At 63.7% G+C, this 14,602-nt stretch carries 14 protein-coding genes; 2 read left to right on the plus strand and 12 right to left on the minus strand.

The genetic code is table 11. The annotated features are described in order from the left end of the window. Nucleotides 1-16 precede the first annotated feature (16 nt). Nucleotides 17-1,012, plus strand: a complete 996-nt coding sequence (locus BQ8794_RS06930) for an ABC transporter permease (RefSeq protein WP_077374661.1) — start codon at nt 17-19, stop codon at nt 1,010-1,012. 259 nt (nt 1,013-1,271) lie between these two features. Here BQ8794_RS06930 and phnN read toward each other — a convergent pair whose 3' ends face one another. The 9 genes from phnN to BQ8794_RS06975 form a co-directional block, all read right to left on the minus strand. Beyond that, the gene (gene phnN, locus BQ8794_RS06935; RefSeq protein WP_174654380.1) at nt 1,272-1,892 is read right to left on the minus strand and encodes a phosphonate metabolism protein/1,5-bisphosphokinase (PRPP-forming) PhnN; all 621 of its coding nucleotides are present in this window, start codon (nt 1,890-1,892) and stop codon (nt 1,272-1,274) included. Next, nucleotides 1,889-3,028, minus strand: a complete 1,140-nt coding sequence (locus tag BQ8794_RS06940) for an alpha-D-ribose 1-methylphosphonate 5-triphosphate diphosphatase (protein ID WP_077374667.1) — start codon at nt 3,026-3,028, stop codon at nt 1,889-1,891. Before BQ8794_RS06940 ends, phnN begins: the two co-directional genes overlap by 4 nt. A gap of 90 nt (nt 3,029-3,118) precedes the next feature. After that, complete coding sequence (locus BQ8794_RS06945) at nt 3,119-3,826, minus strand: DUF1045 domain-containing protein (protein WP_077374670.1); 708 nt, start codon at nt 3,824-3,826, stop codon at nt 3,119-3,121. Nucleotides 3,827-3,980: 154 nt separating this feature from the next. Then, on the minus strand, nt 3,981-4,793 hold the full coding sequence (gene iolB, locus BQ8794_RS06950; RefSeq protein WP_077374673.1) for a 5-deoxy-glucuronate isomerase: 813 nt from the start codon (nt 4,791-4,793) through the stop codon (nt 3,981-3,983). 6 nt (nt 4,794-4,799) lie between these two features. Further along, nucleotides 4,800-5,018 (minus strand): DUF3329 domain-containing protein, encoded by a 219-nt coding sequence (locus BQ8794_RS06955; RefSeq protein ID WP_077374676.1) that lies wholly within the window; start codon nt 5,016-5,018, stop codon nt 4,800-4,802. Between the two features lie 48 nt (nt 5,019-5,066). Beyond that, entirely contained in the window at nt 5,067-5,984 is a 918-nt protein-coding gene (gene iolE, locus BQ8794_RS06960; RefSeq protein ID WP_077374679.1) for a myo-inosose-2 dehydratase, read from the minus strand. 155 nt (nt 5,985-6,139) lie between these two features. After that, nucleotides 6,140-7,987, minus strand: a complete 1,848-nt coding sequence (gene iolD / locus BQ8794_RS06965; protein WP_077375184.1) for a 3D-(3,5/4)-trihydroxycyclohexane-1,2-dione acylhydrolase (decyclizing) — start codon at nt 7,985-7,987, stop codon at nt 6,140-6,142. Between the two features lie 35 nt (nt 7,988-8,022). After that, nucleotides 8,023-9,957: a bifunctional 5-dehydro-2-deoxygluconokinase/5-dehydro-2-deoxyphosphogluconate aldolase gene (locus BQ8794_RS06970; RefSeq protein ID WP_077374681.1), complete on the minus strand. Its 1,935-nt coding sequence runs from the start codon at nt 9,955-9,957 to the stop codon at nt 8,023-8,025. A 130-nt stretch (nt 9,958-10,087) separates the two neighbouring features. Continuing rightward, nucleotides 10,088-10,933 carry a MurR/RpiR family transcriptional regulator gene (locus BQ8794_RS06975; RefSeq protein WP_167378659.1) on the minus strand — a complete coding sequence of 282 codons (846 nt, stop codon included), beginning with the start codon at nt 10,931-10,933 and terminating at the stop codon, nt 10,088-10,090. Nucleotides 10,934-11,087: 154 nt separating this feature from the next. Between BQ8794_RS06975 and BQ8794_RS06980 the strand changes: the two genes are divergently transcribed. Continuing rightward, nucleotides 11,088-12,197, plus strand: a complete 1,110-nt coding sequence (locus tag BQ8794_RS06980; RefSeq protein WP_077374688.1) for a Gfo/Idh/MocA family protein — start codon at nt 11,088-11,090, stop codon at nt 12,195-12,197. Nucleotides 12,198-12,514: 317 nt separating this feature from the next. Here the strand turns inward: BQ8794_RS06980 and BQ8794_RS06990 are convergent, their stop codons facing one another. The 3 genes from BQ8794_RS06990 to BQ8794_RS07000 form a co-directional block, all read right to left on the minus strand. Next, a complete protein-coding gene (locus BQ8794_RS06990; RefSeq protein ID WP_077374691.1) occupies nt 12,515-13,606 on the minus strand; it encodes a 3-deoxy-7-phosphoheptulonate synthase in 1,092 nt (363 codons plus the stop codon). A 299-nt stretch (nt 13,607-13,905) separates the two neighbouring features. Next, nucleotides 13,906-14,328, minus strand: a complete 423-nt coding sequence (locus tag BQ8794_RS06995; protein ID WP_077374694.1) for a type II toxin-antitoxin system VapC family toxin — start codon at nt 14,326-14,328, stop codon at nt 13,906-13,908. Beyond that, a complete protein-coding gene (locus BQ8794_RS07000; RefSeq protein WP_077375187.1) occupies nt 14,325-14,591 on the minus strand; it encodes a type II toxin-antitoxin system prevent-host-death family antitoxin in 267 nt (88 codons plus the stop codon). The genes BQ8794_RS06995 and BQ8794_RS07000 overlap by 4 nt, the downstream gene beginning before the upstream one ends. Nucleotides 14,592-14,602 lie beyond the last annotated feature (11 nt).

The following is a 14,602-nucleotide window of genomic DNA, read 5'->3' on the forward strand; positions in this document are numbered from 1 at the left end:
CAATGGGGAGAAGACGATGAGCAAGAAAGATCTCGGCCTGCTGATCCTGATCCTTGTGGTGGGAGCGGTGGTGGCGATCATCAACCCGCGCTTCCTGCTGCCGATCAACCTCGCCAACACATCGAACCTGATCGGGCTGTTCGGCATCCTGGCGATCGGCCAGGCCTTCGTCATCATCACCGGCGGCATCGAATTGTCGGTCGGCTCGGTGGTTGCGCTGCTCGGCGTCCTGTTCGTCGATTTCATCGCCACGCGCGGCATGGCATGGCCGGTGGCGCTGCCGCTGATCCTCGTGCTTGGCGGCATCATCGGGCTGGCACATGGCTGGCTGATCACGCGGCTCAAATTGCAGCCTTTCGTGGTGACGCTATGCGGGCTGTTGATCTATCGCGGCGTGGCGCGGTTCTACACAGCCGACGGCACGGCGGGCTTCGCCTTCGGGCAGAATTTCCCGGAGCTCGAATTCCTGACCGCCGGACGATCCTATGGCGTGCCGAACAGCTTCATCGCGCTGATCGTCATCGCCATCGTGATGTGGGTGGTGCTGCACCGTTCGGTGTTTGGCCGCTACCTCTACGCCATCGGCAAGAACGAGGAGGCGGCGAAATATTCCGGCATTCGCACCGGCCGCGTCGTCATGGCGGCCTATGTCATCTGCGGTGTGCTGACGGCGCTGTCGGCGATCTACTTCGCCATGTACACGCGCTCGATCTCGCCGGCCAGCCACGGCCAGTTCTACGAACTCTACGCCATTGCCGCAGCCGTGCTCGGCGGCTTCTCGCTGCGCGGCGGCGAAGGCTCGCTGATCGGCGTGATCCTAGGCACGGTTCTGCTGCAGGAACTGCAAAACCTCGTCAACCTGCTCGGCATCCCGTCCTCGCTCAATTTCGCGGTGATGGGCGGCGTGATCTTGATCGGCGTGCTGGTCGACCAGCAATGGGGCGTGTACCGGGAGCGGCGGCTGATGCTGGAGGCAACCCGCAAGGGCGCGGCCGGCGCGGCCGCGGAGTAGCGCTTCACGAAGCTTGATTCGGCGGGACAGCGCCCTGGACAGCGCCCCCCTCTGTCCTGCCGGACATCTCCCCCACAAGGGACCCACAAGGGGGAGATTGGCAGCTCTGCCGACGGCGCCATTCTTCAGCATTGGAGATTGGCGAAACCCGATGCGACATCCAATCTCCCCCCAAGTGGGCAAGATGTCCGGCAGGACAGAGGAGGGCGCGAAGGATCGCTACAGATTAGTTTTGCCCCGCTGCATTCGTTGATCGATGTCACGGTCGGTCGGAGAACGCCATTGCCTTGCGCAGCGCTTCGACAAAACGCTCGCCGGCCGCCTCGCGCGGGCCGCTGTTGTCGATCGAGGTCACGCCTGGCCCGGACAACGCCACATTGGCGCTGCGCGCCAGCCGCGCCAGCACTTCGCCGCGCGACTCGCGGCCGCGCATCGCCAGTCGCTCGGCCAGGATCTGCGGCGATGCGGTGATCTCGACGACAGCCAGATTGGCATAGCGATCGCGCAGCGCCGGGATGATGGCGCGGGAGACATTGGCGATGGCGACGCGGCCACTGGCCACTGACCGGTCGACTTCAGCCGGGATGCCGTAGCGCAAGCCATGCGCCTCCCAGGAGATGGCGAAGGCGCCGTCCGCGTCGGCCTCGACGAAGGCCGCATCGGCCAGCGTGTCGTGATCCTCGCTCGTCGTGTCGCTCGGCCGGGTGATCACCCGGCGCACGAACTCCAGCCGGGCCTCGTCGGCAAACAGCGTCCGGGCATAGCCGATCACCGTGTCCTTGCCGGCGCCGCTCGGCCCGACGACGGCGACAAACACGCCGTCGCGGATCGGAAACGCCGTGGCGGACAATTCACGCTCGATCGACGCCGACACCATCACGCGACCCGACGTCCCTGCCGCCAGACCGTGCGGACAACCGGGACATGATCGTCAAGACGGACGCGAACCAGATCGGCGCGCCGGCCCTGCTCGATGACACCACGGTCGGCGAGGCCGACTGCCTCGGCCGGGTTCTTCGAAACCATCGCCACCGCCTGCGGCAGGGAGATGCCGTCGACAACGTCGCCGAGGAAAAAGGCCGACTGGATCAGGCTGAAGGGGATGTAGTCGGACGACAGTATGTCGAGCAAACCTTCGCCGGCGAGTGTCCGGGCCGAAACATTGCCCGAATGCGAGGCGCCGCGCATGACGTTCGGGGCGCCCATCAGCACCCCGAGCCCTGCCGCCTTCGAAGCTTTTGCGGCCTCTTTGGTGGTCGGGAATTCGGCGACGCGGACGCCTTGCTCGATCGCCTCGTCGACATGGCCGGTCGTGGCGTCGTCATGGCTGGCCAGCACGATGCCGCGCTGATGGCAGGCGGCAGCGATGAAGGCGCGGTTCGGCCCCGAATTCGTCGCCGACTCCGCCATCCGCTTCTCGCAGAACTGCTGGAATTCGCGATCCGTCAGCTTCAGCTTGCGCTGGTAGTAATAGGCATAGGTTTCCAAATCGACGAACTGGCGCTGTCCCGGCGCGTGGTCCATCAGCGACGCCAGCTTGATCCTGTCATCGCCGTCGAAATGCGCGAAGGCTGCGAGGCAATCCGGCGCCGAAACCTCGCAGCGCAGATGGATGAAATGGTCGGCCCGCAGCCGGTCCTGCTGGACGCTGTCCTCGATCGCATCGGCCAGCTTGCGCATGTCGGCCGAATTCATGTCAGCATCGTCGTCCATGCCGACGCGCAAGGCATCGAGCACGGTGGTGATGCCGGCGGTCGCCACCTGCGCGTCGTGGGCGAGAACGGCGGCGATCGGGTTCCAGCGCACCTTCGGCCGCGGCGCGTAGTGACCCTCCAGGTGGTCGGTATGAAGCTCGACCAGCCCGGGAATGATGAAATCGCCGGCCATATCCTCACCGCTCCGGCCGGCGCCGGCATCGATCCCGGCGATCAAGCCGTCGCGCAGCACGATCGAGCCTTCGACGATCTCGTCGGCAAGCACGATGCGGGCATTGTTGAGAACGGTCTCGACGGTCATTTCAGGCAGTCCTTGGAGCTTTTTGCGGCCAATTGAATCACCGATTGGGATGAGTTGGCGTCGCACAAAAGCGGTTAAAACAAGTAGTTTTCAGGCAGTTTTTCTCACCGGGCGGCGCCCGAGCGCGTGATGGGAGAGCACCATGAACGGGGCGCCAGGTTCGGTTTCGACAAACAGGGTCAGCGCGTCCACCGGCACCGGCCGTTGCAGGACTCCCGCAAACAGGCTGTCGATTGCTGCGCGAAGACGAGGGCTTTCCTGTGACGAGGCCCGGCCGGACAGCGTCATATGAAAACGGAAGGTCTCGAAGACATAGGGGTAACCCCACTGGCAGAGATTGCGGAATTCAGCCGGCTTCAGCGAGTCAGGGCTGCGCCGTTCGATCTCTGCCTCGCTCAGCGGCGCGCGAAAATGGTCGAAGTCGCGCACAACGTCGTCGGCGAAGCGGTTGAGCGCCGGCAGCGGTCCCTCCGGCACCAGCGCGAAAAAGCCGTCGATCTGGCTGACGAACAGCCGTGGGATCGTCACCACCGGCGTCGTCTCGGCGAAATCGTCCAGTGCCGCACGAAGCGCGGCTTCCGTCTCGTTCGAAGCCAGCTGGAAGGGCGCCTTCAGTGTCGCATGAAAGCCGTAGCGGCGCGCCGAAGCGGTATGGAAGGCGACTTCCGCTGCCGACAGCTCGTCCACGGCCTCGACCGGCCTCGTGGCGGCGCCGAACGGGTCACGGCCAAGCCAATTGGCGGCGATTTGCGCCAGAGGTTCGTCCTGCCGGGGGGTGAAATAGATAGCGTAGCGCATCGAAAGTCCTCGTCAACTCCCGCTGCCATAGGCGATTTGCATGACGAAATGACGAAGCTGATGATCGCTCCTGATAACAAACTTGTTCAGGCGGGTCATTAGCCGACGATTTTTTCGCCTTGGGGCCAGTTTGCCGACCCGGACGGGCCGCGCCTCAGGCCTTCATCAGCCATTCGTGCTCGGGCGCGTTGTGGAATTTCCACGTCCGCTTCGGCCCGGCCATGACGTTGAGGTAGTAGAGGTCGTAGCCATGGCAGGCGGCGCAAGGATGATAGCCCTTGGGCACCAGCACGACGTCGCCGTCCTCGATCGCCATCGCCTCGTCGAGCGAACGAGCGCCATTCCGATCGGCATCGGTGTAGACGCGCTGGAAGGCAAAGCCCTGCGGCGGATTGAGGCGGTGGTAATAGGTCTCCTCAAGATAGGATTCGGCCGGCAGATTGTCCTGGTCATGCTTGTGCGGCGGATAGCTCGATGTATGGCCGCCAGGCGTAATGACCTCGACCACCAGCAATGAATCGGCCGGCTCGCCTTCCGGCAGGATGTTGGTGACGTAGCGCGTGTTGGTGCCCTTCCCGCGAACCTCATGGCCGAGATCCTTCGGTGCAATGACGCGGACCGGCAGGCCGCCGCCAAGCCCCGGCGCCGAGCAGACCGCGAGTTCGAGGCCGGTGTCGGCAGTCACCGACCAGTCAGAGCCCTGCGGCACATAGACCGACCACGGCTTGCCTTCGAAGGGCGACATGCGTTCGCCGAGCAGGCCGAGATCGTTGCCGCCGGCCTTGGCCTTGCCCTTGCCGGTGACGAACACCAGGCAGACTTCACAGCTCGCGGTTTGTCCGGAGACGGTCTCGCCGGGCCGCAATCGATGCAGATCGAAACCGACATAGGTCCAGCCGGCGTTTTGCGGCGTCACATGGGCGACGCGGCCATGGCCCTTATCGGCTTTGACGAGCAGTTTGGACATCGCGCTTCATTCCTTTGGTTCGGTGTCGGCCGAATCCTTGCCGCCGTCGGCCGGCTTATAGAGATAGAAGAACTGCCAGACGGCATAGCCGGCGAAGCCGAGCGCGATCGTGCCCCAGAACGGCGCGCCGGTGGCAAACTCGACCACGGCCCAGCCCAGGCAGACGGCGACGATGGCAACGCGCCGCCACAGGGGCCGGAAGAACGGATGCTCAGAGTCCTTCATCGAATCGGCCCCCGTATCGGATCACCCCGTCGCCGGGAATAGACTCGCTCAAGCATTGGGGAAGCCCTGCGTTTCAACCGTGTAGCCGGCGGCCGTCATCACCCGCATCAATTCCTTGTAGCCGACTTGCGCCATCCTGAGCGGCGGATTCTTCCTGGGATCCTGCTCGGCCTCAACCACGAACCAGCCTTCATGGCCATAGTTCGCCAGCCTTTCCACAATGGCACCGAAATCCAGCGAACCATCTCCCGGCACCGTGAAGGCGCCGAGCGCCACGGCATCGAGGAAGGATTGCTTCTGGCGATCGAGTTTTTCGATCACCTCCATGCGCACGTCCTTCACATGGACATGATTGATGCGACGGTGATGATTGTCGATGGCGCGCAGAACATCGCCGCCGGCAAAAGCCAGGTGGCCGGCGTCGAGCAGCAGTGGAATGCCTTCTCCCGAATGACGCATGAAGGCGTCGAGTTCCGGCTCAGTTTCGACCACCGCCGCCATATGATGGTGGTAGGAGAGCGGCATGCCTTGCTCGGCGCACCATTCGCCGAACTGCGTGAGGCGCCTCGCATACGCCTTCATCTCGTCGTCCGAAAGCCTCGGCTTGGTGGCGAGCGGCTTTGAGCGGTCGCCCTGGATGGAGCGGCCGACCTCACCATAGACGATGCAGGGCGCGTTCACCGCCTTGAACAGATCGATCATCGGCTGGATGCGATCCTTATTCCTGGCCATGTCTTCGTCGACCAGCGTACCGGAGAACCAGCCGCCGCAGAGCGTCACGTCGGCCTCCTTCAGGATCGGCAGCATGATTTTCGGATCACTGGGAAAACGGCGGCCCATTTCCATGCCGGTGAAGCCCGCCGAGCGCGATTGCGCCAAGCACTCCTCCAGCGACACGTCATCGCTGAGTTCCGCAAGATCGTCGTTCCACCATGCAATGGGGGAGATGCCCAGTTTGGCTTTCAAGTCGTCACTCCAATTTCAGTTCGTGTCCACCCTCCCCCTTGTGGGGAGGGTCGCTGCGAAGCAGCGGGGTGGGGGGCGGCGCCGGACCCCCACCCGGACCTTCGGTCCGACCTCCACACAAGGGGGAGGTAGGGGCTTGGCAGCGCCGACATCAATCACCAACACATCTGCATCCGCCGCTTTTCTTCATAGGCTCTGCGTGCGGCGTTGACCTGCGGCCGCGAAGAAACTTCCGGCACGGCGACATCCCACCAATGGCCGCCGACATCGGTCGACACCAGCGGGTCGGTGTCGATGACCAGTACCGTCGTCTTGCTATTGTCTTTCGCCTTTGCCAGCGCCGTTTCCAACCCTGCGATCGACGAGACTTTCTCGGCGATGGCGCCGAGGCTTGCCGCATGCGCGGCGAAGTCGATGTCGGGCATAATCTCGTGGCGGGCGTCCTTCAGCAGATTGTTGAAGTTGGCGCCGCCGGTTGCCATCTGCAGCCGGTTGATGCAGCCATAGCCCCGGTTGTCGAGCAGCACGATGGTCAGCTTGAGGCCGAGCATGACCGAGGTTGCGATCTCGGAATTGAGCATCAGATAGGAGCCGTCGCCGATCATGACGACGACCTCCTCGTCGGGCTTGGCCATCTTGACGCCAAGTCCGCCTGCGATCTCGTAGCCCATGGTCGAGAAGCCGTATTCGGCGTGGTAGGAGCCGGGTGCGCCCGCCTGCCAGAGCTTGTGCAACTCGCCGGGCAGGCCACCGGCGGCATGAAGCAATATCACGTCGGAGCCCATGGCGCGCTGCACGGCGCCGATCACCTGCGCGTCGGACGGGGAGGCGGCATTGGTCGAAGCCGTCACCTTGCCGGCTTCGGCCTGCCATTCTTTCTTCCCCCTGGCGGCATTATCGGTCCAGGCAGCCGGCGCCTGCCAGCCGTTCAGCGCCGCGCCGAACTCGGCGAGCCCTTCCGCCGCATCGGCTACCAGCGGCAGCGCTTGGTGCTTGCCCGCATCGAAAGGCTGGACGTTCAGTCCGATGATGGTCTTGCCGGAATTCTTGAACAGCGCCCACGAGCCGGTGGTGAAATCCTGCAATCTGGTGCCGACGGCAAGCACGACATCGGCTTCCTCGGCCAGCCTATTGGCGGCCGAAGTGCCGGTGACGCCGACCGCCGCCATGTTGAGCGGATGATCGTCCGGCAGCGAGGATTTTCCGCCCTGCGTCTCGCAGACCGGGATGCCGGCGCCTTGCGCCAGCTTCGCCAGCTCGCCGGAAGCCTGCGAATAAAGCACGCCGCCGCCGGCAATCACCAATGGCTTTGTTGCCGCCTTCAGCGCCGCCACCGCGGCCGCCAGTTCCCCACGGTCCGGACGCGGCCGGCGCTGATGCCAGACCCGTTCGGCAAAAAAGCTCTCGGGGTAATCAAAGGCCTCGGCCTGCACGTCCTGGCAGAGCGCCAAGGTCACCGGTCCGCATTCGGCCGGATCGGTCAGCACCTGCATGGCACGGTTGAGCGCCGGGATGATCTGCTCGGGCCGGGTGATGCGGTCGAAATAGCGCGACACCGGCCGGAAGCAGTCGTTGACCGTCGCGGTACCGTCGGAGAAATCTTCGGCCTGCTGCAGGACGGGATCGGGGATACGATTGGCGAAGACGTCGCCGGGGAGAAACAGGACGGGCAACCGGTTTACATGCGCAAGTGCCGCCGCCGTCACCATGTTTAGCGCGCCGGGGCCGATCGAACTGGTTGCCGCCATGAACCGGCGGCGAAAATTGGCCTTGGCATAGGCGATCGCCGCATGCGCCATGCCCTGTTCGTTGTGGGCGCGAAAGGTCGGCAATTCGTCGCGCACCTGATAAAGCGCCTCGCCGATGCCGGCGACATTGCCGTGGCCGAAGATCGCCCAGACGCCGCCGAAGATCGGCATTCTCCTGCCGTCGATCTCGGTCATCTGGCGAGCAAGAAAGCGGGTCAGCGCCTGCGCCATCGTCAGGCGGATTATCCTGGTCATGTTGTTTTCCTCCGCAGTCCTTATGCCGCGCCTTCTTATGCTGCTTTGCGGCCGCGCGCGGCAAGCCATGCCTCGGTCAGCCTCTCGAAGCGCGACGCCATGTCGGCCACCGCCTCCTCGTCCGACATCTTGCCGGCAAGCCATTGTTCGGCCGCGTTGATGAAGATGGTGCGACCGACGGCGAAGCCCTTGACGATGGGCGCCTTGGCGGTGGCGGCAAAGGCCGCTTCCAGTTCGTCCTGTGGCGCTTCGAGGCCGAGCAGCACAACCCCGCGACACCACGGATCGTTCTTCAGGATCACCGCTTCGATCTTCGCCCAGGCCCCGGCTGAGGCCTGCGGTTCAAGCTTCCACCAGTCGGGCTTGATGCCAAGCGCATAGAGTTCCTCCAGCACCCGCGGGATGGACGTGTCGTCGAGCTCGCCGTGCTTGCCGGCGATGATCTCGATGAGAAGTTCTCTGCCTACTTTCCGCGCGGCCTCGAACAGGCTTTTGAGCTTCTGCTGCTGCTCGGCCTTCAGCGCCTCCGGGTCGTCGGGGTGGTAGAAGCACAGGCACTTGATGCAATGGTCGACCGGCCACTCGATCAGTTGCGAGCCGATATCCTGCGAGAATTCGAAACGAAGCGGCCGCGATCCGGGCAATTCGACTGGCCGGCCAAGCCAGGCGAAAGGATGGCGGGCGAATTCGAACATCGCCTCGCGGCCGTATTTTTCGTCGAGCAGCATGCCGTAGCCGGCGCGGCCGGCGGCAACCTTTGCCGCCGCCTTGACCGTCAGCACCTTGAAATCATGGATGCGCGACAGGTCGGCGCCTGCCTTCACGGCGACATCGTCAAGCTGGATACGGTGATCGCAGGCCAGCGCCATCAGCGATGGAATGTCTCGCCGGCGCGTCGTCGCCCAATGGATATGGTTGATCGCCTCGTCCTTGCGCAGCGCCAGGTGCCTGCTGCCGTTCTTCAGGAAGAACTGCAATTCCTCGAAGGTCGGATATTCCGGCGCACAGAGCAGCCGCGACACGGCGAAGGCGCCGCAGGCGTTGGCCCAGGTCGCTGCCGTCTCCAGGCTCTCCTCGCCGAGCCAGCCGCGCAAAAAACCCGACATGAAGGCATCGCCGGCGCCGAGGACATTGTAGACCTCGATCGGAAAACCCTTGCCAACGATGCCGTCTTCGAGGTCGTCGCTGATCGGCCCGTCATAGACGATGCAGCCCATGGCGCCGCGCTTCAAGACGATCGTGGCCTTGCACAGCGAGCGGATGGTCTTCAACGCGCTCAGGCAATCATCGGCACCGGAGGCGATCATGATCTCTTCTTCGGTGCCGACGATCAGGTCGCAGTCGGGCAGCACTGTCTTCAACTGGGCGGAGACCCGGTCGGATTTCACATAGCGCTCGAAGCCTTCGGCATGGCCGGCGAGACCCCAGAGATTAGGACGGTAGTCGATGTCGAACACCACCTTGCCGCCCGTGGCCTTGATGGCACGGATCGCCTTGCGTTGCGCGGCGTCGCTGTTGGGTCGCGAAAAATGCGTGCCGGTGACGACGATCGCGCGTGCCGAAGCGATGAACGTCTCATCGATGTCGTCTTCCGAAAGCGCCATGTCGGCGCAGTCGGTGCGATAGAAGATCATCGGCGAGACGCCCTCGTCCTCGACCGACAGCAGCACCAGCGCGGTCAGCCGGTCCGGGTCGGTCCTGAGGCCGGCCACGGAAACGCCCTCGCGTGCCAGCTGCTCGCGGATGAAACGGCCCATCTGCTCGTCGCCGACGCGGGTGAGCAGCGCCGAGCGCAGGCCGAGCCTGGCCGTGCCGACCGAAATGTTGGCCGGACAGCCGCCGACCGATTTGGCAAAGGAGGTGATATCCTCCAGGCGCGAGCCGATCTGCTGGCCGTAGAGGTCGACCGAGGCGCGGCCAATGGTGATGACGTCGAGCGGCGCATGTTTCGCGTCCACGGCTTCGCTCATTCGAACCTCCCATCAGCCTTGTTGTCTTGGGTAACACGCGCGAGCGGCAGCGTGGCGCCGGCAATATGAAATAATAATTCCAATCGATAGTCAATATGGAACGTGCGTTCCTTTGCCGAAAAGTAGCCTGTCAGGCCTTGCGCTTCCCGCCGGTGTCGCGCCGCTTTTCGCCAACCGCAACGGTCAGCGCCATGGCCAGCGCCATCGTTGCCGACAGCGAGCGGAATCCGGCGAAATCGGCCTCGGCGACTTCGAACCAGACCTTGGCGAACTGGGCGAGTGGCGAAAAGGAACTGTCGGTGATCGCCACGATCGGCACGCCTTGCTCGGAAATGACGCGCGCCTCCTCGATGGCCGCCGGCGCATAGGGTGAGAAACTGATGGCGATGACGGCATCCCTGGGCGAGGCAAAGCTGATCATCTCGGCGTTGAGGCCGGCGGCCGATTCGATCAGCTGGTTGCGGATCTTGAGCTTGCCCAGCGCATAGGCGATGTAGGAGGCGACCGGATAGGAGCGGCGCTTGGCCAGCACATAGATCGTCTCCGCCTTCGCCAGCAGGGCGATCGCATCTTCGAAATGGTCTTCGTTCAGCCTGCCTGAAATATCGTTGAGCGATGTGCTCGCCGCGGCGACGAAGCCGTCGAAAATCGCCCGGTGACCGGCGCCTTCCTCGGCCTTGGCGCGCAATGCCGCCAGCCTTTCGTCATAGGACGAATTGCGCTCACGCAGGCGCTCGCGAAACACCAGTTGCAGGCTGGTGAAGCCGTCGAAGCCGAGTTGCTGGGCGAAGCGGATCAAGGTCGAAGGCTGAACGCCGGCGGAGGCGGCGATGCTGGCGGCGGTGCCGAAGGCAATATCGTCGGGATTGTCGAGCGCATAGGCAGCGATCTGCGCGATACGCTTGGGCAGGCTCTGGCGCCGTTCCAGGATCGTCGTACGCAACGTCTCGAAATCGCGGGGCACCCGTTCGTCCATAGTCGCTCCGCCTAGGTCCATCAGTCGATGCCGTGTGATGCCCCATCATAGCGAGCCTGTGCAAGAAGGCCATAAAAAATGAGCCATGCGTTCCATTTCTGGAGAAAATGGACTAATTCATCCACACAACCTTTCTGGCAGCGGAGACAAGGAAATGGTCGGAGTCGGTCTTATCGGCACGGGGTTCATGGGCAAGTGCCACGCTATCGCCTGGAACGCGGTCGGCACCGTCTTTCCGGACGTGGCCAAGCCTAGGCTGGTCCATCTCGGCGAGCTCAGTGACGACCTTGCCAAGCGCCGGGCGACCGAGTTCGGCTTCGCCAAGGGCTCCGGCGACTGGCGCGCCGTCGTCAACGATCCGAACGTCGATATCGTCTCGCTGACCACGCCGAACCAGTTCCACCCGGAGATGGCCATCGCCATCCTCGAAGCTGGCAAGCATCTGTGGTGCGAAAAACCGATGGCGCCGAGCTTTGCCGAGGCGCAAGCCATGGCGGCGGCGGCGCAAAAATCCGGTAAGGTGGCCGCGCTCGGCTATAATTATATTCAGAATCCGGCGATCCGCCATATAGGTGCGCTGCTCGACGAGAAGATGATCGGTGAAGTCAACCATCTGCGCATCGAGATGGACGAGGATTTCATGGCCGACCCGGAGGCGCCGTTCTTCTGGAAGCACGAGGCGGCGTCCGGTTACGGCGCGCTCGATGATTTCGCCGTGCATCCGCTGTCGCTGGTCTCGGTGCTGTTCGGCCGCGTCGCCCGCGTCATGTGCGACATGGCAAAACCCTATGCCGATCGCCGCGTCGCATCAGGCGGGCGTCGCGCGGTCGAGACCTACGACATCGCCAGCGTGCTGATGCATCTCGAAAACGGCATTGCCGGCACACTGCTGGTCAACCGTTCGGCCTGGGGCCGCAAGGGCCGGATCGCCATCCAGGTCTTCGGCTCGAAGGGCTCGATCCTGTACGACCAGGAGAGGATGAACGAGTTCCAGCTTTACCTGACATCCGACCGCCCGACCGAGCAAGGCTATCGCACCATCCTGGTGGCGCCGCATCACAAGCCCTACGACGCCTTCCTGCCGGCGCCCGGCCACGGTCTCGGCTTCAACGATCTCAAGATCATCGAATGCCGCGAGCTTTTGACGCGGCTGGCCGGCAAGCCGGCGCGGATCATCGATTTCGGCGAAGGACTCGAAATCGAGCGCACCGTGCATGCCATGGCGCGCTCATTCGAGGAACAGCGCTGGGTCGCGGTGCGGTAGCGACCCGCAATCCGAGCCTCGACGCCACCCATGCCAGGGCAAGGGAGAGCTTGTGTTGGAGAGTGCCAATTGTCGATATTGACGCTGCCCCTCATTGCCCTGCCGGGCCTTTCTCCCCGTAAACGGGGAGAAAGAAGCTGACCGCCCCTCGGCGCCCTTCCTGCTACGCTTGAAGTTGGCGAAACCGTGGACAACGGCATCTTTCTCCCCGTCACTATACGGGGAGAAATGCCCGGCAGGGCAATGAGGGGCGGCGCCGGCCTTTCAAAGCCAAGCAGCAAGGTAGCAACCGCCCGCAAAATTCCGTGCCAACCGCTTCAGGCGGCTCCCGGACGGCTGGCGATTAGGGCGCGTCGCGCCGACCGGCGCCGCTCGACAGCGTCGGCAAGGCCGTGCAGCACCGTCTCGGTGGTTGTCCAGTCGATGCAGCCATCGGTGATGCTCTGGCCATAGACGAGCGGCTTGCCGGGCATGACCTCCTGCCGGCCGGCGACGAGGTTGCTCTCGATCATGACGCCGATGATGCGTTCGTCGCCTGCCGCGACCTGGCCCGCGACGTCGGCCGCCACCATCGGCTGGTTCTCCGGCTTCTTGTTGCTGTTGGCGTGGCTGACGTCGATCATCAGCCGTGGTGCTACGCCGATCCGGCCGAGTTCCGCGCAGGCGGCAGCTATGCTCGTTGCGTCATAGTTCGGCACAATGCCGCCGCGCAGGATAACGTGGCATTCCTGGTTGCCGGTGGTCGTCGCGATGGCGCTGCGCCCGCCCTTCGTCACCGCCATGAAATGATGCGGCTGGGCGGCGGACTTCACCGCCTCGGCGGCGATCCGCAAATTGCCGTCGGTGCCGTTCTTGAAGCCGACCGGGCAGGACAGGCCGGATGCCAGTTCGCGATGGATCTGGCTCTCTGTCGTGCGCGCGCCGATCGCACCCCAGGCGACGAGGTCGGCAATGTATTGCGGGGTGGCCATGTCGAGGAATTCCGTCGCCGCCGGAAGGCCAAGATTGTTGACCGCGGAGAGCACGTTGCGGGCCATCCGCAGGCCCTTGTCGATGTTGAAGCTGCCGTCGAGGTCGGGATCGTTGATCAGGCCCTTCCACCCAACCGTCGTGCGCGGTTTCTCGAAATACACGCGCATCACGATCTCCAGCCGGTCCGACAGGCTCTCGCGCAGCGCCACTAGCCGGCTGGCATAGTCGACGGCAGCAATCGGGTCGTGGATCGAACAGGGGCCGACGACGACGACCAGCCGATCGTCGGCGCCGGTCAGCACGGCGTGGATAACGTTGCGTGACGCTGCAACGGTGCGCGTCGCCGTCAGCGTGCGCGGTATCTCCCGCATCACGTCGTCCGGCGTACTCAGCTCTCGGATTTCCTTGACCCGAAGATCATCTGTGGTGGTCAACACGGCTTTCTGCTCCTGGTTGGGAGACCTGCCGGCTGAAACAAAAAAGCCGCCAGGTCTGGCGGCTGTTCGGATGTTGTTGCTGCAATCTTCAGATCGAGCGCAATCCTCCCGCCGCCAGCGAGCTGCCGTAGCTAAAGTACCAGAACGAGGCGGTCAGGTGGATCATGCCAGCCCTATAGCCGAAGCCAGGGTGCTTGTCACGCGTCTAGGCGAGATTGGGGAACAGGTCTTCTCCGTCCTGAAGCGCACCGCCTCCTTGCCTCGGGTCGCTTAAGGCCCAACATGCTGCGCCAAGCGGTTCATGCAGTCCAGGGATTGAAGAGTTCGATCTCAAAGCCTTCGAAATCGTTGGTATTGCGCGTTGCCAAGGTGAGCTCCTGCGCAATCGCGGTGGCTGCAATCAGGCCGTCCATCGACGACAGACCGCGACCGCGGCGCTTCGCAAGGCCCATCAGGTCTCCCCAGGCCAAGGCAACCGATTCGTCCACAGGAAGAACCCTCTGTTCGAAGCGCTGAGGCAGGTCTTGAGCGAGCCACTGGGCCAGCGCCTCGCGTTTCCGGCCCTCATCCATGAGGGCGACGCCGCGTCGGATCTCGGCGATCGACACAACGCTAATGAATGAGCGGTCCTCATCAAGCCCGTCCAGCCAGTCCAGAACGCGTGCGTTCGGCGCCAGCCTTGTCACCTCGGACAGGACATTCGTATCGAGCAGTAGCCTCACAGCGGCAGATCACGCGGTTCGTCGCGCTGACGTTCAAGGTTGAGATCGGTGCCGCGCAGCGGCGACTCCAGCAGGAACTGCGCAAGCGTACCCTTGCGCACGGTCTTCCGCTGCCATTCCTCGACCGAGACCACAACCACGCTTGGTTTGCCGTTTCTGGTGATCGTCTGCGGCGAAGACTGCGCACGCTCGATAACCTCCGAGAGCCGGGCTTTTGCCCCAGCGACTGTCCAATTGGTATCCTCTTTGGGCTCAGACAACATTGCGACCTCCG

It is taken from the genome of Mesorhizobium prunaredense (genome assembly GCF_900156895.1).
GTDB lineage: Bacteria > Pseudomonadota > Alphaproteobacteria > Rhizobiales > Rhizobiaceae > Mesorhizobium > Mesorhizobium prunaredense.

Bases quoted from the DNA above. Each gene is read 5' to 3' on its own strand.
- BQ8794_RS07000 (WP_077375187.1), bottom strand. From the start codon at position 14,591: ATGTTGTCTGAGCCCAAAGAGGATACCAATTGGACAGTCGCTGGGGCA.
- BQ8794_RS06930 (WP_077374661.1), top strand. From the start codon at position 17: ATGAGCAAGAAAGATCTCGGCCTGCTGATCCTGATCCTTGTGGTGGGA.
- iolD (WP_077375184.1), bottom strand. From the start codon at position 7,987: ATGACCAGGATAATCCGCCTGACGATGGCGCAGGCGCTGACCCGCTTT.
- BQ8794_RS06970 (WP_077374681.1), bottom strand. From the start codon at position 9,957: ATGAGCGAAGCCGTGGACGCGAAACATGCGCCGCTCGACGTCATCACC.
- BQ8794_RS06940 (WP_077374667.1), bottom strand. From the start codon at position 3,028: ATGACCGTCGAGACCGTTCTCAACAATGCCCGCATCGTGCTTGCCGAC.
- BQ8794_RS06955 (WP_077374676.1), bottom strand. From the start codon at position 5,018: ATGAAGGACTCTGAGCATCCGTTCTTCCGGCCCCTGTGGCGGCGCGTT.
- BQ8794_RS06975 (WP_167378659.1), bottom strand. From the start codon at position 10,933: ATGGACGAACGGGTGCCCCGCGATTTCGAGACGTTGCGTACGACGATC.
- BQ8794_RS06945 (WP_077374670.1), bottom strand. From the start codon at position 3,826: ATGCGCTACGCTATCTATTTCACCCCCCGGCAGGACGAACCTCTGGCG.
- BQ8794_RS06980 (WP_077374688.1), top strand. From the start codon at position 11,088: ATGGTCGGAGTCGGTCTTATCGGCACGGGGTTCATGGGCAAGTGCCAC.
- iolB (WP_077374673.1), bottom strand. From the start codon at position 4,793: ATGTCCAAACTGCTCGTCAAAGCCGATAAGGGCCATGGCCGCGTCGCC.